This window comes from Photobacterium sp. DA100, assembly GCF_029223585.1.
GTDB lineage: Bacteria > Pseudomonadota > Gammaproteobacteria > Enterobacterales > Vibrionaceae > Photobacterium.
In genome coordinates, this window is sequence record NZ_CP119424.1 from 1923435 (window position 1) to 1944733 (window position 21299).

Here is a 21299-nt window from a genome sequence, read left to right on the forward strand (position 1 = left end):
GGTATAGAAATTTTGAATTTTAATGCGTAGCGTGATTCTGTATTATGGTGACACGGGTTTCTAATTCACTGAAGTTACGATGAAAAATCAGAGGGCGATGAATAGCTCACAAATTGCAAAACTGGCAGGTGTGTCTCGAAGTACCGTATCTAAGGTGATCAATAACTACCCTGATATTCCCGAGGACACTAAAAAGAAAGTGTTGGCTGTTATCAAAAAGCATGACTACAAACCCAACAAGTTCGCCTCTGTCCTTAAGGGGATTCCACAGAAAGTTGTCGCCTTGTATATCCATGCAACGAAAAATGACATGGATGCAGGCAACCTCGACAACCTTGATTCATCGTATGTGATGGGGATCATTTCCCACTTTATCTTTGCCGCCAAACTGCACGATCATTCTTTGATGGTCGAACTTATCCATGAAAACGAAGATCAAACGCAGATCGAGCGCCAAATCAAAGAAAATTTCGACTCCAAAGCAATATGCGCTGCGGTATTTCTTGGGTTAACAGACAATAGCCACTTTATCGATAACTTGGTGAACGCAGGATACAACATAGCCTCTATCGATAGGAAAATCGCCACAGAAGGCGCAGGCGTCAATATTACCACCAATGATGAAGAGAGTGCTTATCTTGCCACTAAGCACTTAATTTCCAATGGTTATACCCAAATCACCTTGATCGCAGGCGATCCTGACAAGCAGTCAGCAAGAAGCCGTGAACATGGATACTTACGTGCCATTGAAGAGCATGGCCTCAGCGCTCATAAACTTGACTGCGGTTACTCAGAGAAACTCGGTGCGCAAGCAGCCGATCAATTACTTGCAGCACAAAAGCAACCGGATGCCATACTTTGCGCCTCAGATATCATTGCTTACGGCCTCATCGGCCGAATGCGAGAAAAGAATGAAGACTACCTGATGTCGTTGGGTATTGCCGGCTTTGATAACATTGCATTTAATTCATACCAAAGGCCAAGCCTGACGTCTGTTGCTGTCGATTACAAAGAAATGGCGGAGACCACTATCGAAGCCCTACTCAGGGATGAAAGTCATTCCGAATTTATCATTTCAACCAAATTATTCGCCCGCGACTCCAGCCAGCCTAAGCCGAGTAAGGAGGTGTGACGGTAAAACAGACGCTATTCCTAACCGCGCTTACCCTGCTTTGCGGCTGCGAAATGAGAAACCAGTTTGAACTGGACGCCGAAGCCGACCCGCAAAAGCTCATTGCCATCACCCACTTTGGCACCACAGCGACAAACCATCAGGGGGAAAACGGTTTTCGGGTTTACCTGCGCAACGCTTCGCCGAGGGAAATCCAATCGATGACTTTTCATGTCAGAGCCTTTAATCAGCAAAGGGCTTTAGTCGGAGGTAATAAACAAAGTGGTGAGCAAGGCGGTTTAAAAGCCCTGCGCTTTAACCAACCTTTGAAGCCGGGAGGTGGGGCACACCCTTTGTGGGACAACGTGTGGACACAAGGAGTTTCTAGTTCAACAAGTATCGTGTGCGCCACCATCGAATCGGCAGAGATTGCCTACAAAGACGGTACGATGGCGATTATTCCCAAACAGGCACTGGATACCATGACCTACAACCCCAAATGCCTAAGCTTGGATGGCGCTGAGTTCGACTACGGCGCAAATTAGTTAGCAAGGCGTTGATACTTTGCTTTTCTGAGATATTGCTTTCAGATAGATGGTTACTTATAGCAAGAGTTATTATCACAACGAAACCTGCGGACAAACAGCTTAGAGATCGCCTGCCGATGCTTGGCAAAGAACAGATAAGCCCTGTCGGCAACGGGCTTAACCCACCACCAACGCAGAAATGCTACTCGCCACTTTTTTCCCACCAAACGCCAGGCATGATAAGTGACATCGAGGCCGTATAACGGCTTGCCATCAAGCTCGCCATGAAGGATTTTCATCGCCATTTCTCTTGCACATAATGGGCACGAACCATCATAAAATACGATTAACATAGTTATCTCTTAAGTTTAGGTATAAGACTATACGCGCGAGTATGACGAACCGATCTCTGCGCGTGAATCGGCTCCCACTACAAACAGCAAACGATTGCCACGCGGCATGTTGATACCTAGAATGCATGAGCCTTTCTCTCAACATTCCGCTAAGTCACAATGAAAACCAGAATATCGATCATTACTTCCGCCCTGCTACTGGCAGGCTGTTCAACCGTTGCCGAACCCCAAGCCGAATCTCAGTATAATGCCAGCCTGATCATTACCAATGGCCAGGTGTTAACCATCAACGATGAAAAAGATGTGATAGAAAATGGTGTTATCGTCATCGAAAACGACACCATCGTCGCTGTCGGTGATGCAAGCTTACTGAGCCGATATCAGGCTCCCAAGGTTATCGATGCCGAAAACGGCATTGTCATGCCGGGGATGATCAACACCCATAACCACCTGCCGATGATCGCGTTCCGCGGCTTGGGTGAAGAAGGGATCGAAAACCGTCTGTTTGCCTATTTCTTCCCACTGGAAAAAGAGAAGCTAAGCCGCGATTTGATTTATCAGGCGACCAAGCTGGGGGCGGTCGATCTGGCCCAGAGCGGTGTAACTACCTATGCCGACATGTACTACCACGTCGATGACATGGCCCGTGCCACCAAAGAAGTCGGCCTCCGTGCGGTACTCGGTGAAACTGTGATTAAATTCCCGGTGGTCGATGCCCCCGAACCATATGGCGGTATTGAGTACGCCACCCAGTTTATCGAGCAATACCAGAACGATCCGCTGATCACCCCGGCTTTCGCGCCGCATGCGGTTTATACCGTTTCTAAAGAGAAGCTGCAGGAGATCAACCGCCTGTCAGCCAAGCTTGATGCACCTGTGCTGATCCACGTTGCCGAATTCGGCAATGAGGCCGAGCGTATCGAAGGTAATGACCAACAACTCAGTCCGGTGGCATGGCTGAAGGAAATCGGCGTACTGGATAACCGCATGGTGCTGGCCCACGGGATCCATCTCGACCAGAATGACATCGACCTGATCAAACAGGCGGGTGCCAGCGTGGCACACAACCCGATGGCCAATGCCAAAGGTGCAACCGGTATTGCCCCGGCATGGGAAATGTACCGCCAGGGATTGCGCTTGGGACTAGGCACCGACGGGCCGATGAGCTCGAACCAGGTCGATCTGTGGCGGACCTTAAGCTACACCGCCAACATGCAGCGTCTCAAGCATAACGACCGCACCATTATGATCCCCGAGCAAGTGATTGAGCTATCCACCATAGGTGGCGCAAGGGCACTTCACATGGAAGATCAAATCGGCTCGCTGGAAGTGGGTAAAAAAGCAGATATCATCATTGTCGAAACCCAATCGCCGAACATGATGCCGAACTACAACCCATACGCGACCTTGGTGTACCAGGCCAACCCAGGCAATGTCAGCACCACCATCGTCAATGGCGACATCGTGATGGAACAGCGGGAAATCAAGAACATCGATATGGCCGAAATGCAGCAGGCAGTGCGAGCGATTGAAGCCGATATTGCTGAGTTTGCCAAAGAACTATCGAAAAAGGCGATCAAGTCAAAAAGCTTGATGCAGTAACACACCTAATTTGTGTGCAATTAGATAACAGAAGGCGGCATGATGTCGCCTTTTTATCATTTATTAGAACTGTTCTTACTCTTCAGCAAACACTTCCTTGGCGATATTCATGCCATTGATAGCGGCAGGAAACCCGGCGTAGACCGACATCTGCAAGATAATCTCGGTGATCTCTGTCTTTGTACAGCCAATATTGAGCGCGCCTTGGATATGGCCCTTGAGCTGTGGCTGGCAGTTCCCCATCGCCGTTAAGGCGGCAATCGTTGCAAGCTCCCGGGTCTTGAAGTCCAGCCCTTCCCGCTGCAAGACATCGCCAAAAGGGTATTCGATGGTGTAGCGGGCGAGATCTGGGCAAACCTCACTAAAGTTTTCAGTCATTGCTTCTACAGCGTTGGGATCAAGCTCATTGAGTTTATCCACGCCACGTAAATATCTATTATCCATATTGTTATATCGAGCTAATGTTATGTTTTGACAACTAAATCAATAAAGCCGCCAAGCTTACATTAGCCCCCCAGCCAACTCAATTTCACTGCTAATGATGTAACAGACAAAAACAGATAACCAAACTGGATGCTTGTAGTCTGCACCGACAATGAATGCCCTGCGTGCTGCAACCTGCATGATGCCAAGAGTTACCGGCAGGATGAAGCCATGCGTTAGTTACCCAGCAGAATATTAACCTCAAAAACTCGCCACTAATTGAAATAAAACGCCACTAATAGACAAAAACCCCTCGCAAACTTAGAGAAAAATATCAAAATTTGTGAGCTAGCACGAATCAATGATGGCGGATCTGTCAAAAGTGGTATCTACATCTCTACCTGCTCTGATCCTGATATGCCATGATGTTTTCAAGTTAAATAGCTTTATGAGCTTGAAAGGAGAAACGTATGGGATTTGTCATTTTTTCACTCGGCACTCTGATCTCAGGAGCGGTTTGCTTCATTCACTACAACTTCGGCGACGAGAACTAATCTAATTTGCGCCATATATAGTTCTGATGGTAGATATCATCCCATCAACCTCAACGAATACAGAAACGCCCCAGCAATCACATTGCCGGGGCGCTTTACTTTGAGCCCATTGACTCAATCGTCCTCCCTAGACAAACATGCTCGCCAGCAAGAAACCAAACGGTACCGCGGCCACAATACCCAGCATACCCGGCAGGAAGAACGGGTGATTGACGATGTAGCAACCGTTCCACTTGCGGCTCAAGAAGGACCCCGTGTCATCGGTGGCAATTGCGAACGCCGTCGTTGGATAGATGTTGGTCATATACAGCGCACTGACTGCAACAAAACTTGCCAAAATAGTGGCAGGGTCGACATTGAGCGATGCTGCAATCGGGATCAGCAGAGCACTGGTTGCCCCTTGGCTAAATAGCAGCGCCGACGTCCCGAAAAAGACCACTGCCAGCAAGGCCGGATACTGCTCAAGCACCCCACCAGCCACTGACTCAATTGCAGGAATATGCACGCCAATAATCGTTGCGCTAAGCCATACGATACCCAGAATAACCACCAAGCTTTCGGCGCCATCGGCAAAGATCGGCGCTTTCTTGATTGAAGTCAGTGGTACCTTACACACCATGGCCGTCACAAAGCTCACCAGCAGCATCACGATAACAATGATATCGCGCGAGCCTAAGTCATGACCCAACAGAGGCTTAAATAGAAGCAAAGCCACAATGAATACAACCCCCGCCAGGAACAGCCATACCGACCGCTTCGCCTCTTCCGACGGAGCCTGCTGCTTTTGCTGCTCTGGGGTAAAGTTAACCAAGCCTTTTTCAACTCGCTCTTGGAAAATCGGATCATCCTTGAGCTCGCAGCCCTGTCGACTGGCAATAAACGACGCCACGATGACACCGAACAAGGCTGCCGGCATAATCACACTCAGTGCGGTACCAAAACTCACCCCCATCTGCTCCACCACCACATACATCGCAGCCGTCGCCGCCGAAATCGGCGAGGCAGTGATCGCTATCTGCGAGGCAACCACCGCCGAGCTCAATGGCTGGCTAGGACGCACTCCGTTTTCCTTGGCAACCTGCTGGATAACGTTCAGTACTGACATCGCGGTATAGCCGGTTCCGGCCAAGGTAGTCAGAATAAACGTGGTGGCAGGCGCCAAAATATTGATATGCCGCGGGTGGTTACGCAGCATACGTTCGGCGACATTGACCATGTAGCTCATCCCGCCAGCCTGCTGCATCACAGACAAGGCGAGGATCACCGACATAATGATCAAAATCACCGACACCGGAATATCCCCTGGCGGCAAGCCCAAACCGAAAACAGCAATCGCCATTCCCAAGCCTCCCGCCAAACCAACCCCGATCCCGCCGAGACGGGCGGCAAGGATAATCGCACCTAATAGTAAACACGCATGGATAATAATCATTGGATACCTCCGCTCCCGTTATTGCTTCAGGAGTTCCTTTATTTCGGCACTGCTGGCCGATTCAAATTGAGCCAGTAGCGCCAGCCACTGGCGGCATTTTCCCTCGCCGACTTGGGGCGCGACACAGGCCGTGAACTTTTTCTCGATATCTTGGGTGGAAAGGGGCTTTTCCGGATTGCCCTTGGCAAGATCATTGGCGATGGCGATGGTTTCTCCTGAGGTCAGCGTCACCCGGATCTTGACCGGTGCGGTGCCGATAAAGCCCAGTTTTTCCAGCTCGGGATCGACCCGCATCTGGATCCTTGCCATTAGCGCCTGAATGCGTTCATCCTGCACTTTCCTATCAGCAAATTCCGCCACGCCTACTGCGCCGTAAACCAAACGGGCAGCCAAGGCATACTGCATCGAGAATTTGGCTTCAATGGCATTTTGCGGCTTGGAACAAACCAGCTCTCTTGGGCCGAGCAAGCTGGCCCCCACCTGGATAAACTCAATGTCTCCTGGAGTGAGTTGGCGCTCATGCAGCAGCTCATCCCAGCAGTCGATGGCAGGATGGCTACCGCTGCAGCATGGGTATTGCTTGAATACCAAGCCGTTTTCCTGCAGATCCCAATACTCACCCAGTGTGACCTTTGCATCAGCAAGGTCCGTACGCAGCGCAAAGCACTGGCCGAAACCATCTGCCGCCTCGATGACATTAGGCTGTCCAGTCACTCCGATTTGCGCCAGCTCAGCCGCGTTGACGCCGTTGAAGGCAGCGAGTCCGGCGTGCATGGCCTTGGTTTGGCTGCCGAAATTACCTCGAACGCCCGATGCCGACGAGGCCGCAATAGCCAAGGCATGAGTCAGGGCGTGTTCGTCCAGTTCCATCAGCAAACCCGATGCCACCGCGGCACCGAACACGCCTATTGTCGGTGTGGTATGCCAGCCCTGCTCAGACAGCGTCGGCATTAGCCAGCGGGCGATCTGGTGCTGGGCTTCGAACCCCGCAATATAAGCCAGCAAAATCGCGTCGCCGCTCAGCTGGCGCTCCTGGGCCATGGCAAATGCCGCGGGGGCGACCGTCACGGTCGGATGGCCAATCGTCGCCCAGCTGACATCATCAAAGTCCAAGGCATGCGAGGCCGCACCGTTGGCATAGCTGGCATAGGCGGCCGAGCTTGTCTGGCCGGTGCCAAAAATATTGCACCGACCCGACGGGACTCTAGACCCAACCAACTTCTGGATATTTTGCGCGACAGGCATCTCACTGCCCGCGATAGTAACCGCGACGTAGTCCGTCAGGGCGGTGCGTGCAACCTCGACTACCGGCCTGGGAATATCCTGCCATTTGAGGTTGACGCACCAGTGGGCGATCTGAGCCAATAACGGCCTATTCATCATGCCATTTCCTCTAGAGAGGTGTTCACTTCCGCTTTCACCTCACGCAGGTAACGCTTCACGGCGGCGGCACTGGCTTTCGGATCGGTCATCACCATAGGATCCAGCAGGTAGTCGGCCTGCTCTGGGGTAAGCAGTCCATCACCCAACACCACATCACGAACGGTACGGTTTTCCTCAAACGCTTTTACTGCGACTTTGCTGCCCACCTTGTAACCAAACAGGGTGGCAATCACTGTCGCCAGAGCCGTACTTTTCTCGGCATATTCACGGCATACCGCTTCATTGGGTATCAAGTCTTTAAGGCATTTTTCAACAAACAGCGGGATGGCATTGGTCAGCAAAGTGCATGACTCGAACAAGGACTTGATAATCACCGGCTCCCAGACATTGAGATCAAGCTCGCCGCCTTCAACGGCCATGGTAATCGCGACATCGTTGCCAATAACCTGGTAGGCGATTTGGTTGATCAGCTCAGGCATCACCGGATTGATCTTGCCCGGCATAATACTTGAACCAGGCTGAACCGCCGGGATCAACAGTTCATTGAAGCCGGCGCGAGGACCACTGCCCTGGATGCGGAAATCTGTCGCCATCTTTGATAAAAACGCAGCCAACTTCTTCAGCTGAGCCGCAACTTCTAGATAGGCATCACCATTTTGCAACCCGTCGAAGAAATTTTCCTCAGCCACGAAAGGCTCATTGGTGATGGCCTGCAGCTCGATATACACCTGCTCAAGATAACCTTCGTGGGTCGACAGGCCGGTACCGACAGCGGTTGCACCGAGTGGTAAATCCAAGTTTTGGTGGTTGGCGGCAATCAGCGCCTGATGCAACCGGCGAACTTGGTGGAGATAGCCACTGAACTGCTGGCCTAGGGTGATAGGCACCGCATCCTGCAGGCAAGTACGGGCTAATTTAACCACATGGTCAAACGCCTGGGTCTTCTCTTCCAGCATGGCTTCAAGCGCCGCCACTTCGGCAATTAGCGCGTGCAGATTCATACGGCAGGTCATCTTCATTGCCGCTGGGATAACGTCGTTGGTCGACTGGCCCATGTTGACGTGGGTGTTAGGGTGAACCACCTCATACCCCTTGCTACCGGTCAGGATTTCATTGGCCCGGTTGGCGATGACTTCATTGGCATTCATGTTGGTTGAGGTGCCGCCGCCGCCCTGAAACACATCAATCGGGAATTGATCATCGAATTGTTTATCCATCACTTCCTGAGCAGCCTGGATGATGGCATCGGCAATGGTTTTGTCCAATGCACCAATCTGGCAATTTGCCTTTGCCGCAGCCTGTTTGAGCGCCGCCACCGACCAAATGTAATGAGGGACCTCTGCTGCCGTACGGCCAGAGACCGCAAAGTTCTCGACCGCCCTTTGGGTCTGGATGCCATAGTAGGCCTCATTAGGTAACATCATTTCACCTAATACATCGACTTCTTTTCTCATTGCTCAATTCCACTGATTTGTTTAACTGGGGCAATTGTATTTCAGATGATGCACTGAAAATTTGAAGTCGGTCGGTACTTGATTAGCAGTCGGGAATATAATTAATACTATTAGTTAAGCTTATAATACGAGCAAGTTATGGATAATATTGCTTTTGATCTGCGCCAGTTACGTACCTTCATTTCCGTGGTTGAATCAGGCTCGTTCAGCCAAGCGGCCAAGCAACTCAACCTAACCCAGTCAGCGGTTTCCCAGCTTGTCCAAAGCCTCGAGCACGCCCTTGACAGCAAACTGCTCGACCGCAGCAAGCGGCCAATCCAGCTGACTATTTCCGGCCGAGAACTCTATGAGCAAGGCAGCAAGCTCCTCATCGAGTCGCGCAAGCTGCAAGACTGGATGCACTCGATAGAAAAAGGGAAATTGCCGCGGCTGCGGCTGGGCATGGTGGATTCAGTGACCCAACTGGCCGGTATTGAGATCCTCAAGTACCTGCAGCCCAAGGTGGCCCATGTCCATCAGGTGACCGGCACGGCGCCAGAGCTGCTGGCTTCGCTACAGGCGGGCAAGAGCGATATCATCATTACTATGGCGAACCAGGATGTCCCGCAGAGCTTGGCTATGGTGCCTTTGCTGAACGAGCAGTATGTCATCGTCACTCCCAAAGACTGGCAACAGCAAGACATCAAAAGCCTGGCTGGCTGCCAACCTTATATCGGCTATGAAAACTGGACGCCGACCGGTACCCAGACCAATAACTGGCTTAAATGGCGCAATATCAATGTCACCAGCCAGTACTCACTGGATCGAGCTGATAATGTCCTGGGCATGGTCGCCGAAGGGCTGGGCTGGTCACTGACAACCCCCACCTTCCTCGCCCGCCAGCTCAACTTGTTGGATCATGTCGACTGCCACCCTCTTCCGCCACCAAGCATGACCCGCCAACTGGTAGTGATTTCCCGCAAAGGCGAATCTGACAGTCTACTGCAGCAGTTTGTCACCGATGTGCGCGATATTATCCTCAACCAGAAAGTCTTTGAGGTGCAAAGCCGGTGGAAATGGATGTCTGTCGGACTAAACCAAAGCCCAAATCAATGATGCAGATTGGGGTATACGTCAAACTTTCTGACAAAAGGCATGCCATAAGATCTTAGTTTTCAGTGCTTTATTTTGATTCTGGCGACCAATGGTAGCAGTATCATGTGCAATTAGTATATATGAAGCTCTGGAGTATCAAGATGACCGACAAGCTCAGAACATTATTCCGCAAACAAACACGTAAATCCCACCTCGCCGTGGCCGCCGTATTACTGGCGACAACATCGCTATCGGTGCCTGCTGCCCCTTCGGGAAAGGATATGTCCATTTGGTTTGATGTCGGGGGGCCTGTCGGTGGCCCATACGCGACGGTGGTGCAGAATGGTGCGGTTCAAGCAGCTGAAGATCTCGGCGTCGACTTGCGAGTTGTCTATTCCGACTGGCAGCCGCAGAAGATGGTCGAAAACTTCAAGCAGGCCCTTGCAGCCAAGCCAACCGGTATCGTTGTGATGGGGCACCCTGGTGACAGCGCCTACCAGCCTTTGATCGACGAAGCCTATAGCAAAGGCATCAAGGTCACCGCAGTTGATACCGCCCTGCCGCAAACCATGGCAGGCAAACAGGCTGAAGGCTTTGGCTATGTCGGTGTCAGCAATGCCGAGCGCGGTGTACAGCTCGCCAATCAAGCGCTTCGCAAAGGGCATTTCAAGGCCGGTGACCGCGCCATGGTATGGGGAATTAAAGATATTGCCGAGCGCAGCGATTCTACCCGAGGGCTGATCTCCACCCTCGAAAAGGCCGGGCTTAACGTTGACTTCATCCAGATTTCACCGGAAGTCGATAAAGATCCATCCCTTGGCACCAGCGCGCTATCGGCCTATCTGGCCCGCACCCCAGACGTGAAATTAATCATGGTCGACCACGGCGCACTAACCTCGCAGATGGGCAACTTCCTACGTAACGCGGGGGTACGTCCCAACGAGCTGTTTGTCGCTGGCTTCAGCCTCTCGCCAGCTACTGCCGATGCCATCAAAACCGGCTATGTCCAACTGGCAGCAGATAGCCAACCCTACCTAATGGGTTACTTATCCGTGGTACAGGTGGTACTGAGCAAGCGCTATGGTTTCTCCGGCCTAGATATCAATACCGGCGCGGGCTTCGTCACTGCCGATAACATCGACTTCATTGCTCCACTAGCGGCCAAAGGCATCCGTTAATGGCTGACAATGTGCTTGAAATCTCGGGGCTGAACAAGTGGTTCGGCCCCGTCCACGCGTTAAAACATATTCACTTTTCCCTCAAGCGCGGTGAAGTCTGTGCCCTGCTCGGCGATAATGGCGCGGGTAAATCAACCCTGATCAAATTAATCAGCGGAGCCGAGACCATTGAACAGGAGGCGTTGCAACAAGGGCGAATCAAGGTTGACGGCCAAGCCGTTGACTTAAAACGCTACAACGTGAAAATGGCCCGCCAGCTGGGCATCGAAACAGTCTATCAATCCGGGTCTTTGGGCGAGCAGCAAAGTGTGTGGCGCAACCTGTTTCTGGGACGTCATCTTCGCAACAGGTTTGGCTTTATCGATCAGAAAAAAGAGCGCCGGCAGGCTGAGGCTCTGCTGAGAAAGCTCGACTTCCGCGGAGTGGGCGCCAACATCGACACACCGGTAAACCTGCTGTCAGGCGGCGAGCGCCAGGGACTGGCAATTGGCCGGGCAATGCTGTTCGATGCCAGCGTGGTGATCTTGGATGAACCAACGACGGCACTGTCAGTCGGCGAAGTCGACAAGGTACTGTGCTTTATTGAAACATTGCGTGAACAAAACCGGGCCTGCCTGCTGATCACCCACAATATGAACGATGCCTTCCGGGTCGCCGACCGTTTTGTGGTGATGGATCGGGGACAAATCGTCGCCGAGTACCACAAGGCCGAAATGACCCAGGAAGCCTTGCACCGGGCATTGCTCGATGCGATTGGGAGGGGCGCATGATGACGTTTCTCTCCCGCCACCGCATCCCGGCACTGACGGCCTTGATCCTGGTATCGCTGTGGTCAATCTTTGCCTACCTCAGTCCGCAGACGTTCTTCAACCTGCGTATCTACACCTCTTTCATGTCGACCATCCCATTCACGGCGATGCTGGCGTTTGCACTGACCCTACTGATCATTGCCCGAGAGATCGACATGAGCTTCCCGTCGGTGGTAGCCCTCGGCGGCTATGTGTTTGCCGCCCTGTTCAAGGCTACCCAGTCGCCGCTTATCGCCTTAGCTGGTGCCCTGATAGCCGGTATTGCCTGCGGGGTACTTAACGGATGTCTCGTCGTGGTATTTCGGATCCCATCGATCATCGCCACCATCGGTACCCAGTTCTTCCTCGGCGGGCTGACGACCGTCCTCGCCGACGGTATCGCAATGAGTATTCCCGAGGTGCGACAAACCCTGCTTCACAGCCTTCTGGTCGGCCGTATTGCCGAGGTTATTCCGGTCCAGGTGCTATGGGCGGGTGCCTTGCTGTTGGTGCTATGGCTGTTGCTGGCTTGGCACGTGTTCGGCGACAACATCAACTTCATCGGCGATAACCCGAGGGCGGCAAGAGTGATGGGCGTGCCCGTTGAGCGCACCCGGATGCTGCTGTTCATGCAGATGGGCGCTATTTCGGCGCTAGTCGGGACATTTGTCAGTTTGGAGATGAGCAGTTGGTGGCCGAACCAAGGGCAGGGTTACATGCTGCTGGTCTTCGCCTCGGTATTCATTGGCGGTACCTCCGTGCTCGGCGGCCGCGGCACCCTGCTCGGCACGCTATTTGGCGCCTGCATCATTGGTATTCTCGAAGCCGGAATCATCAGCGCGGGATTGGCCGGCTTTTGGACCCGTCTGATCTACGGCGTGATCATCCTGCTTTCTTTGGTGGTACACAGCATCCTCCTCAAGCAAAACTCGGGGACTTGGCGCAGGCTAGTGACCAAAACATAGCGGCACGGATCCACCCTGCGGTATTGCGGCCCTCAAGGTAAATGGCTTTCAAAGTAAACGGTTTTCAAACCAAAGGATTCGATATGGCACAAATAACAATTATTGGGGCGGGCAGCGTCATGTTCACCCGCCAGATTTGCTCCGCATTGCTGTCCTACCCATCACTGGCAGGCTCCACCCTGATGCTGATGGATATCCAGCCCGACGTACTTTCCCGTAGCGGACAAGTTGTGGCAAAAATGGTCGAGCAGGCCAATTATCCCGTCACGGTGAAAATGTCCACCGACCAACGGGAGGCCTTGCAAGGCGCTGACTTTGTGATCAACGCCATTCAGGTTGGAGGCCTGGAGCCATGGCGACTTGATATGGATATCCCAGCAAAATACGGCGTTATCCAAGAAGTTGGCGACACCATGGGGCCGGGAGGGATTTTCAGGGCACTGCGCCATATACCACCGATGCTGGCGATACTGCGTGATATGGAGCAGATCTGCCCCGATGCCCTGTTTATCAACTACGCCAACCCGCTGGCCCCGCTCACCTGGGCCGCCAAGGACTTCAGCCCGGTCAGCTCTGTCGGGCTGTGCTACGGCGTACGCTATACCGCCGCACAGCTGGCCGGCTATCTCGGACAGGGACCGTGGGTTGATCACCCCTCAACCCCAGAGAAGTGGCAACGGCTAATGTACCATGAGGTGCCCGAACATATCGATTACGAGTTTGCCGGCATCAACCACATGACCTGGATAACTAAAATGCAGGCAGAGGGTAAGGATCTTCTGGCAAACCTTGGTGATATCACTAAAGACCCGAAGGTCTACCGGGCTGACGGCGTGCGCTGCGAAATGCTCAAATTCTTCGGCTACTGGTGTACTGAAAATCACTGGCATTGCAGCGATTATGTGCCCTATTTCAGGAAAAACGAAGCGATGATCAACCACTTCCTTCCTGAGCGCTGGAACCTGCTGGCACTGGAGGAACAGGTGCATAGTGCAGGCAAAGCCGAAATCGATGCCCAGCTTGCGGGCAAAGCGAAGTTTGTCATCGCACCCAACATGCTCAATGCGCCCAAGCTGATCAATGCGATGCTCAGCGGTGAGCGTACCCGCATCAACGGCAATGTCGCCAACCACCAGCCTGATGGTCTGCTGATCGACAACCTGCCACAGAACTGTGTGGTCGAAGTCCCTATTTGGGTCGATCAAAAAGGTCTCCAACCTCAGCACATGGGCCGCCTGCCGACCCAGTGCGCCAGCCTGATCAAGACCAACACCGCGGTGCAGGAGCTGATTGTCGAAGCCGCCCTCAGCCATAACCTCGAAGCGGCCCGCTACGCGTTGGCATTGGATCCGGTCACGGCTTCCATCTGCACCCTGTCGCAAATAGATGGGATGTTCAGTGAATTAGTTGACGCCCAGCAACCTTGGTTGAAGAGTTACAAGCACTAAACCCTAACCCAAAAAAAACGGCAGGCTTCGCACATAGCGGAGCCTGCCGTTTCACTTTCACATCTCTCCAAGCCCAGCAGGCATGGTTTCAACTTTATCTTTTTTGCAGGATAAACACCTGGTAGCCGAACTGCTCGAACCCCTGGTGATAGATATCCAATTCGGTCTGGATATCCTTGATCGCCTGCGACTCGGCCAAGGTCTCTTTCAGCTCGTTGACCCGTAACTGGAGTGGCACAAAATACGCCTGCCACGCCTCATCACTCAAGGCGAAGCTCCCCAGCACGTGATAACCTGCCGCCTGCGCCTGTTTGAGGCGCTCTTCAACGGTGGTCATGTCCGGGTATTCTTTGTTCCAAAACGCCTGCCTTTGTGCACTTGGGTTGTCGCAATGCCAAACCAGATCGCTCAGCACCAATACGCCTTTCTCTTTCAGCAACGGGCGCCACTGCTTGAAAGCTTTGTTCACTCCCATGATATAGGCACAGCCCTCGGCCCAGATCACATCGAAGCTACTATTGCTAAATGGCAGGTCGGTCATGCTGGCACACTGGGTAATAACTTTATCTTCAACACCAGCCTCAACAGCGCGCTCTCGCAGCCTGCTAAGAGCGTCTTCATGGTTGTCGACCGCAGTGATCACCGCATCGGACTGGTTCGCAAGCACTGTCGTTGCAATGCCCTGACCACACCCGATCTCCAAGATTGTCTGCGGCACTGATGGCAGCAGATTGAAGGCCTTGATCGTTTCGGCCTCCAAGCCCGGTCCCCAGCGATCTAGGCTTTCAAATATCGTGTTGAAGTCCGCCATATATTGTTCGTGTGTATTCATGTCTTTTGATAACCACTTCAGTCTCAGGGCCTGTTTCTCATCAAACCCCTGCTTTATCAACCAATCCAAATGCGCATCCGGGGCAGTCTGCTCCAACGACTGGTGCCACGTCGTCATGTCCGACTCGCCCAGCATCGCGGCGAGCAAATTCCGTGATTGCTGTTTGTGGGCGATCTCTTCATCAAGCTGCTGCATGCGGCTGAGCAGCAATTGGCGGTCGACCTTGGCTTCCAGGCAAGCCTGGCACTCCTTGAGGGTCAACCCGCCAGCCTGCAGCTGCTGCAACAAGCGCAAGCGCTGCAGATCCCGCTCGCTATAGCTGCGGTAACCGTTGTCGAGCCGCTTACCGGCAATCAAGCCTAGCTTCTCGTAGTACAGCAATGTTGAGCGCGACAGGCCCACTTGCTCTGCTAATTCTGAAATCCGATACATGGCCAAGCCCTATGCAATGAAGTCGCTACCTTAAACTATGAAGCTATAGACAGGTCAACAGTCAAACAATCAGCGTTGTTTCTTCAGCATCTCTAATAGCCAAAGCCAAACCCGTTTGCCGAGCTTTCCCGCTCCATCTCTATCACAAAAGCATCATGGCCATACTGGTACTGCTGCCTAAATTCATTGCCATGTGGCAACCCGTCGCAGATACCGAAATAGTTTTGGCCTGACTTGCCCAGTTGCCACGCCTTGTCGACGTCACAGTATTCAGCGCGGCCCATTTCATAACCGACGCTGTATTTTTGTTGCGCTGCCAATAAGTCGCCGTTTGCCAACGAAGAGAGATCCCTCACCCGGTGGCCCTTGAGCGCATCTTGCTCACCCAGCGACTGCCAGTCGTTGGCCGCGACATAGCTATCGACGTAATTGGTACTGCATGCACTCAGAGCCAGCACCATGAAAGGGCCAGCCAGTGCTCGTATCAGATTTTTGTTATGCATTAATGTTTATCCAAACAAGAAATGTCAGCAATGGATAATTATGGCACAGGCCAATAGTGTTTTTATATCAATCAATAAGACGTATTCGAGCAGTACTCTTAGTAACGTTTGTGCCAATGCAGGAAGGGGAAGCAGGAAAGAACAACAATAAACTGCCGGTGGGCTACCGGCAGTGAATGAACAATGTTACTACGCAAAAATCAGCAACGGGGCAATCATCGACAATGACAGGGCCATGGCGAAAATCAGTGCAAACGTCATTTTAAAATTCATTATTATGTACTTCCTTATGAGGCGGGTGATAGCGCACCAAAAACAAAACTTTCAAATACATGTTATAGCAATGCGCCCCATAAAGATACATTTCAAATGATACTTAATGCTATCTTGCAGGCCAAATCTCAGTCGTGCCTAGCTCCGAGCCTTGTCATAACTTAAGATAGTGGTACCTCATTACAACGGACCCCAGAATGAAAATTGATTTGACCAAGATGGTGACTGAAAGCCGCAACAGTGCCAGTGCCGAGATTGATACACTATCAACCATCGATATGCTAAGCGTCATCAATCAGGAAGATCAGAAAGTCGCGCTAGCCGTCGAAGCGGTACTGCCTGATATCGCCCGGGCGGTCGATGCCATTGCCGATGCCTTTATGCAAGGCGGCAGGCTCATCTACAGTGGCGCAGGCACATCTGGGCGCCTCGGTATTCTGGATGCCAGTGAGTGCCCACCCACTTTTGGCAGCAAGCCAGAACAAGTGGTAGGGCTTATTGCCGGTGGCCATAAAGCCATTCTCAAAGCGGTCGAAAATGCCGAGGACAACCGTGAAATGGGGGCTGGCGATCTGCAAGCACTGGATTTCAGCAGCAAAGATGTATTAGTCGGTATTGCCGCCAGTGGCCGGACACCCTATGTACTCGGCGCGATGGACTATGCCAAGTCCGTTGGCGCAACCGTGGCGTGTATCAGCTGCAACCCGCAGAGCCCGATGAGCCAAGCTGCCGATATCGCTATCACCCCGGTTGTTGGGCCTGAAATCGTCACCGGATCATCACGCCTGAAAGCAGGCACAGCACAGAAACTGATCCTCAACATGCTAACCACCGGCGCGATGATCAAAACCGGTAAGGTCTATGGCAACTTGATGGTGGATGTCGAAGCCACCAACGCCAAGCTGGTCGAGCGGCAGAAGAATATTGTCATGGCCGCCACAGAGTGTAGCCGCGAGCAGGCCATTGAAGCACTGGAAGCCTGCAACGGCCACTGCAAAACAGCGATCGTCATGCTGCTAGCCGGTGTTGATGCCAAACAAGCCACTTCGCTACTGGATGAAAGCCAAGGTTTCACCCGCAAGGCAATTTCTAGCCAGTAAAGCAGATTGAAAGCTCAGCTGAAGCAAGACCGCTGCAAAGTGGAAGGGCAGAAATAAAAATGCCCAGCCGAGGCTGAGCGAAATTTGCGAGTGTCCAAATCTAGACACAATTAGCGAGTCAAATTCTAGCAAGTAGATACAGGTAAATAGTGTATCTGTATCCATCATAGCCATAGCATCCTTAACCAAAACTGGCACAACTACATTAATATTAGCTCAACTCTCACTTTTGAGACTGATCTTGCTTCATCACGCAAACAATCTATTTACAGCCCCGATAGAAGATTGCCCCAGGCCATGCAAAACATATAGATACGCCAGTTACCGGCCTCTAGAAACACTGTATGACTTTGTACCGACCCATTGAGCTCCTGCCGCCCCATGGCTACAATCTCCAAAACCAATAAAACAGTGTATTTTATGAGAAAACTTATCCCGGCTATTGTGCTGCTATGCCCAATCTACAGCTATGCTTCAGGCCAAGCCATTAACCACGAAATTGGGGTGCGCTTCGGCGGGGGCACGATAACAAGCAATCACTATAGTAACAGCGATGCCGGCTTGACCTTCGAGCTCGGTTATAACTACCACTTCAACCCGTATTTCTCGCTCGACACCGGCTACTTTGCCAACAGCGGCGGACTGAGCTACATAGGCTCGCTTGGCCTAAGCCAGTCCATCTCCAGCTACAGCGGCGGGTTGTTGGGGCTCAAAGCGGAATACCCGCTGACGCGCTATTCCAATATCTATGCCCGAGGAGGCATCAACTACGCCGCCATCGACATTGATACCCGCAAGAGCAAGGACAACTGGCATACCCGCACCGAGCGTGGATTTTCGCCCTATATTGCCCTAGGCACCGAGCTGGCACTTGGCAAAAATTTCGGCATCAGTGCTGAGTACCAGCGCATCGAACTGCCCAACAGTTTTAGCAGCAATCACTATTTGATGGGGGTTAATTTTAAGTTTTAACAACGACATATCGCTTGCAGTTAAGGGTTTGCCATTTAGTTCGTTCGAATTTTTTGAACAAAAGGCTCAACCTAGCCTGATGTTGTTCTAAAGCAATGCTGCCTATTCTGTACCCAACAGCACAGGACAGTTATCCGGCAAGAAGGATTTGCCGACCTATTCGAGGACAACATAATGAACACATTAATTAGCAAAACACTTTCGTCGCAAGCCAGCTTTGCCCCTCTTGCCCTGCGCGTACCGGCAGGGATCATTTTCATGGCCCACGGCGCGCAGAAGCTATTTGGCTGGTTTGGCGGTTACGGTCTTGAGGGAACTGGTCAATGGATGGCCTCCATCGGCCTCGAACCGGGCTTTGTAATGGCACTGATGGCCGGTGGCGCAGAATTCTTCGGTGGCTTATTTATTCTGCTTGGCCTACTCACTCGCCCAAGTGCCTTGGTACTGGCGGTGACGATGCTGGTTGCCATTGTTACCGTGCATTTGGACAACGGCCTATTCATGTCTAACGGCGGCTACGAATTTGGCTTGGCCCTGTTAGCGATGTCGGTCTCGCTGCTGATTTCGGGCGCCGGTCGCCTCAGCGTTGATCGCTTACTGATGAAAAAAACACATCCCCATCACAAGGCTGAGCCTGCCCGCCAAAGTCTTTAGTTCACAATTGCGGTCAAGGGGTCTGAGCATACAGATCCACTAGGGGGACTGTGATGACAGCGATAATGGAGGGGGCAGAGAGCGTGCTGCAATCATGGTGGTTCTGCGCATGATTGAGAATATATACGCACTTCTTACCCTTATTGGCGACAACAAGGGCAGTCGTTTGGTTTAACCTTGATTCTTTTTCATCCGGTTTTTGACTAAGTACATATGGTAAAACACAAGGGCTATACCAAGGGGTATAGTCCTGTAATTCTGTATTGCGGATATCACTGCTGTAGGGCTCGGCATAAAACACGATGAACTGCTCATAGTCCACGTCGACTTTAACCGTATAAGCTGCCTGCTCGTTGGAATTGCTATCAATATCAAAGGTCTTGCTGGAGCTATATTTCAAGGCCTGACTATTAAGCAGCTCGTCATTTAGTTGTTCTAGTGTTTTACTCCATGCGTAAATTCCATCACTCTTGTCATAGCGAATAACCGCCTTGTCAAGATCACACCGTTTCCTGCTGACGGATTCAACGGGTAAGTTATATAACTTATCACCATAGTCCGAAGCAAAACTGTTAAATTGAGCGGGATTGTAATAAACCTCGCCTTCATAATTTGCCATGGCATCAAACACACTCCAAAGATGATATGAGTCATAACCTAACGCCATAAAACCTTGAGTTATTTTAATTTTGCTCGGCGTTACGGATACTATTTCAGCCAATTGACTACGCCAGTACTCCCCCCCTATTCTCTGTAAATCGTTTTCATTGATACCCGCTCTAGCCGATGCGTATATTGGTAACCACAGAGCCAATATAAAAATAACCAGCTTTGTTTTATCCATAGTTAGGCACCTTTTCAGAAGTAATTCATACCATTTTTACTTCATATCGATATTCTAAAAATATAAAGGCTTCACAAAAGAAGCCTTTAATCATTCAGATATTATGGTGCACATCTATCCTACGAAAAAATAGTTGACATAGGAGATTGCAGAACACCCAGAACCTGAGGGTTGCCCAAAGCAATCTTCGTGGTAATGGTGAAATTACCTTGATCGTTGAATTTCACCTCGGTTGTTGTCCCCCCTTGGCCTGATACGCTAAAGAATGGCCAAATACCCGCTTTTGCCGCCGCTTCAATTTCTGTACGCTCAGAGGTGTCATAACTGGCGTTGGACGTCATAGTAATCGTTACGCCGTCTGCCACAATGAGCGAAGAGGTAAGCCGCTGGAGGAAGCCATCAGAACCGAAGGCTTTATCCCACGTGGTCGAACTTTGGTTGTTCCAAACCGTATTATCTTTGGTGGTGTAGGCCTTTGCCAGCGCGGCACTTTCATACCATGCTTTGAACTCTGCCAATATTGGATCGTTCGGATCATTAACAGCCAATGGCCCGGCTGTAAATGTCGTCACCTTCTGAAAGTCTGCATCAATCTTTACACCGGCAGAAGTGGTTTTGGTCGTAAGCTTGTCATACTTACCGCCGCCACCAAATGAAAAAATATCAAAAAATACGGAGGTATTGCCACCCGCCCAAGTATGCTTAACATCGCTGCTTGTTGTTTGGGAGTCGAGGGTAAAACTCTTCTGTGCCCCACCGGCTAAAGCCGACTTTAGTTGATCAGCCGTTTTATTCCAGGCATATTTCCCACCAGCCGAGGCAAACTTTTTAACCGCGATATCGACCGGATTGATGTAAATATTGGTCAGGCCGGTTACGCAACCTGCTTTCCCCGGAGCATTTCTCATCGCCCATGAGTTAAACAGATCTGAAACACCTTGAGCAGTCCATTCTGCGGGATCATGACTCTCAAAATAGCTATTCCATTTGCCATAATAATCCCCCATACAGTTCTGGAAACTCGAGTTAGAGGCTGGAACAAGTGCCTCGAGGATCAAGTTATAAGCTGATGAAAAGTTATTAGTTTGGTTAGGATTATAATAGTTGTTAATTGATTTTGGCGGTACGGCATTAAACACATTCCACATATCCTGGGATGTGCTCATCATTGAATTAGGACCTTGATATAACTGAAACTGGTTCGGGTCTAATCCTAACCCGGTTACCATGGCGTTATACCACTGCGCCGTTAGTGTATCCATTGCGGAGTTAACAGATGAACCTACACTTTTATCTAACGTCTCTGTTTCCTGTGACATAATATATCCCTCGTAAAAAGTGTTATGACTTCAAATTAAAACTCAAGCAATTTTAAATTTCTAAACGACTTAATTATC

General features: G+C 51.3%; 20 protein-coding genes. 11 read left to right on the forward strand and 9 right to left on the reverse strand.

From position 1 onward, the window contains the following. Window positions 1–97: 97 nt before the first annotated feature. Both PTW35_RS26310 and PTW35_RS26315 read left to right on the forward strand, forming a co-directional pair. Window positions 98–1132 (forward strand): LacI family DNA-binding transcriptional regulator, encoded by a 1035-nt coding sequence (locus PTW35_RS26310; RefSeq protein WP_281028149.1) that lies wholly within the window; start codon window positions 98–100, stop codon window positions 1130–1132. Beyond that, window positions 1129–1656: a hypothetical protein gene (locus tag PTW35_RS26315; RefSeq protein ID WP_281028150.1), complete on the forward strand. Its 528-nt coding sequence runs from the start codon at window positions 1129–1131 to the stop codon at window positions 1654–1656. The genes PTW35_RS26310 and PTW35_RS26315 overlap by 4 nt, the downstream gene beginning before the upstream one ends. A gap of 53 nt (window positions 1657–1709) precedes the next feature. Here the strand turns inward: PTW35_RS26315 and PTW35_RS26320 are convergent, their stop codons facing one another. After that, window positions 1710–1997 (reverse strand): DUF393 domain-containing protein, encoded by a 288-nt coding sequence (locus PTW35_RS26320; protein WP_281029155.1) that lies wholly within the window; start codon window positions 1995–1997, stop codon window positions 1710–1712. A gap of 153 nt (window positions 1998–2150) precedes the next feature. On the opposite strand from PTW35_RS26320, the gene PTW35_RS26325 reads away from it, so the two are divergent. Beyond that, window positions 2151–3593 carry an amidohydrolase gene (locus PTW35_RS26325; RefSeq protein WP_281028151.1) on the forward strand — a complete coding sequence of 481 codons (1443 nt, stop codon included), beginning with the start codon at window positions 2151–2153 and terminating at the stop codon, window positions 3591–3593. 75 nt (window positions 3594–3668) lie between these two features. Here PTW35_RS26325 and PTW35_RS26330 read toward each other — a convergent pair whose 3' ends face one another. The 4 genes from PTW35_RS26330 to PTW35_RS26345 all read right to left on the reverse strand — a co-directional run bounded on the left by PTW35_RS26330 (window position 3669) and on the right by PTW35_RS26345 (window position 8839). Next, window positions 3669–4037 carry a carboxymuconolactone decarboxylase family protein gene (locus PTW35_RS26330; RefSeq protein WP_281028152.1) on the reverse strand — a complete coding sequence of 123 codons (369 nt, stop codon included), beginning with the start codon at window positions 4035–4037 and terminating at the stop codon, window positions 3669–3671. A gap of 660 nt (window positions 4038–4697) precedes the next feature. Continuing rightward, the gene (locus tag PTW35_RS26335; RefSeq protein WP_281028153.1) at window positions 4698–6002 is read right to left on the reverse strand and encodes an anaerobic C4-dicarboxylate transporter; all 1305 of its coding nucleotides are present in this window, start codon (window positions 6000–6002) and stop codon (window positions 4698–4700) included. A gap of 18 nt (window positions 6003–6020) precedes the next feature. Beyond that, a complete protein-coding gene (locus PTW35_RS26340) occupies window positions 6021–7385 on the reverse strand; it encodes an MmgE/PrpD family protein (RefSeq protein WP_281028154.1) in 1365 nt (454 codons plus the stop codon). Further along, the gene (locus tag PTW35_RS26345; RefSeq protein ID WP_281028155.1) at window positions 7382–8839 is read right to left on the reverse strand and encodes an aspartate ammonia-lyase; all 1458 of its coding nucleotides are present in this window, start codon (window positions 8837–8839) and stop codon (window positions 7382–7384) included. Before PTW35_RS26345 ends, PTW35_RS26340 begins: the two co-directional genes overlap by 4 nt. Before the next feature lie 138 nt (window positions 8840–8977). Here PTW35_RS26345 and PTW35_RS26350 point away from each other — a divergent pair, with 138 nt between their 5' ends. The 5 genes from PTW35_RS26350 (at window position 8978) to melA (ending at window position 14292) form a co-directional block, all read left to right on the forward strand. Beyond that, on the forward strand, window positions 8978–9934 hold the full coding sequence (locus tag PTW35_RS26350; protein WP_281028156.1) for a LysR family transcriptional regulator: 957 nt from the start codon (window positions 8978–8980) through the stop codon (window positions 9932–9934). 260 nt (window positions 9935–10194) lie between these two features. Next, the gene (locus PTW35_RS26355) at window positions 10195–11091 is read left to right on the forward strand and encodes a substrate-binding domain-containing protein (RefSeq protein WP_281029156.1); all 897 of its coding nucleotides are present in this window, start codon (window positions 10195–10197) and stop codon (window positions 11089–11091) included. Next, complete coding sequence (locus PTW35_RS26360; RefSeq protein ID WP_281028157.1) at window positions 11091–11861, forward strand: ATP-binding cassette domain-containing protein; 771 nt, start codon at window positions 11091–11093, stop codon at window positions 11859–11861. The genes PTW35_RS26355 and PTW35_RS26360 overlap by 1 nt, the downstream gene beginning before the upstream one ends. Next, window positions 11858–12844 carry an ABC transporter permease gene (locus PTW35_RS26365; RefSeq protein ID WP_281028158.1) on the forward strand — a complete coding sequence of 329 codons (987 nt, stop codon included), beginning with the start codon at window positions 11858–11860 and terminating at the stop codon, window positions 12842–12844. The genes PTW35_RS26360 and PTW35_RS26365 overlap by 4 nt, the downstream gene beginning before the upstream one ends. An 83-nt stretch (window positions 12845–12927) precedes the next feature. Continuing rightward, window positions 12928–14292 (forward strand): alpha-galactosidase, encoded by a 1365-nt coding sequence (melA, locus tag PTW35_RS26370; RefSeq protein WP_281028159.1) that lies wholly within the window; start codon window positions 12928–12930, stop codon window positions 14290–14292. 94 nt (window positions 14293–14386) lie between these two features. Here melA and PTW35_RS26375 read toward each other — a convergent pair whose 3' ends face one another. Together PTW35_RS26375 and PTW35_RS26380 are read right to left on the reverse strand one after the other, a co-directional pair. Continuing rightward, window positions 14387–15556, reverse strand: coding sequence for a MerR family transcriptional regulator (locus tag PTW35_RS26375; protein WP_281028160.1), 1170 nt, complete (start codon window positions 15554–15556; stop codon window positions 14387–14389). A gap of 92 nt (window positions 15557–15648) precedes the next feature. Next, the gene (locus tag PTW35_RS26380; RefSeq protein WP_052829554.1) at window positions 15649–16059 is read right to left on the reverse strand and encodes a DUF2799 domain-containing protein; all 411 of its coding nucleotides are present in this window, start codon (window positions 16057–16059) and stop codon (window positions 15649–15651) included. 470 nt (window positions 16060–16529) lie between these two features. Between PTW35_RS26380 and murQ the strand changes: the two genes are divergently transcribed. The 3 genes from murQ to PTW35_RS26395 all read left to right on the forward strand — a co-directional run bounded on the left by murQ (window position 16530) and on the right by PTW35_RS26395 (window position 19058). Then, a complete protein-coding gene (gene murQ, locus PTW35_RS26385; protein ID WP_281028161.1) occupies window positions 16530–17432 on the forward strand; it encodes an N-acetylmuramic acid 6-phosphate etherase in 903 nt (300 codons plus the stop codon). Window positions 17433–17852: 420 nt separating this feature from the next. After that, window positions 17853–18404: a porin family protein gene (locus PTW35_RS26390; RefSeq protein ID WP_281028162.1), complete on the forward strand. Its 552-nt coding sequence runs from the start codon at window positions 17853–17855 to the stop codon at window positions 18402–18404. A 174-nt stretch (window positions 18405–18578) separates the two neighbouring features. Further along, window positions 18579–19058 carry a DoxX family protein gene (locus PTW35_RS26395; RefSeq protein ID WP_281028163.1) on the forward strand — a complete coding sequence of 160 codons (480 nt, stop codon included), beginning with the start codon at window positions 18579–18581 and terminating at the stop codon, window positions 19056–19058. A 13-nt stretch (window positions 19059–19071) separates the two neighbouring features. On the opposite strand, the gene PTW35_RS26400 is transcribed toward PTW35_RS26395, so the two are convergent. Together PTW35_RS26400 and PTW35_RS26405 are read right to left on the reverse strand one after the other, a co-directional pair. Next, the gene (locus tag PTW35_RS26400; RefSeq protein WP_281028164.1) at window positions 19072–19902 is read right to left on the reverse strand and encodes a hypothetical protein; all 831 of its coding nucleotides are present in this window, start codon (window positions 19900–19902) and stop codon (window positions 19072–19074) included. Window positions 19903–20021: 119 nt separating this feature from the next. Further along, the gene (locus tag PTW35_RS26405) at window positions 20022–21221 is read right to left on the reverse strand and encodes a hypothetical protein (protein WP_281028165.1); all 1200 of its coding nucleotides are present in this window, start codon (window positions 21219–21221) and stop codon (window positions 20022–20024) included. Between the last annotated feature and the right edge of the window lie 78 nt (window positions 21222–21299).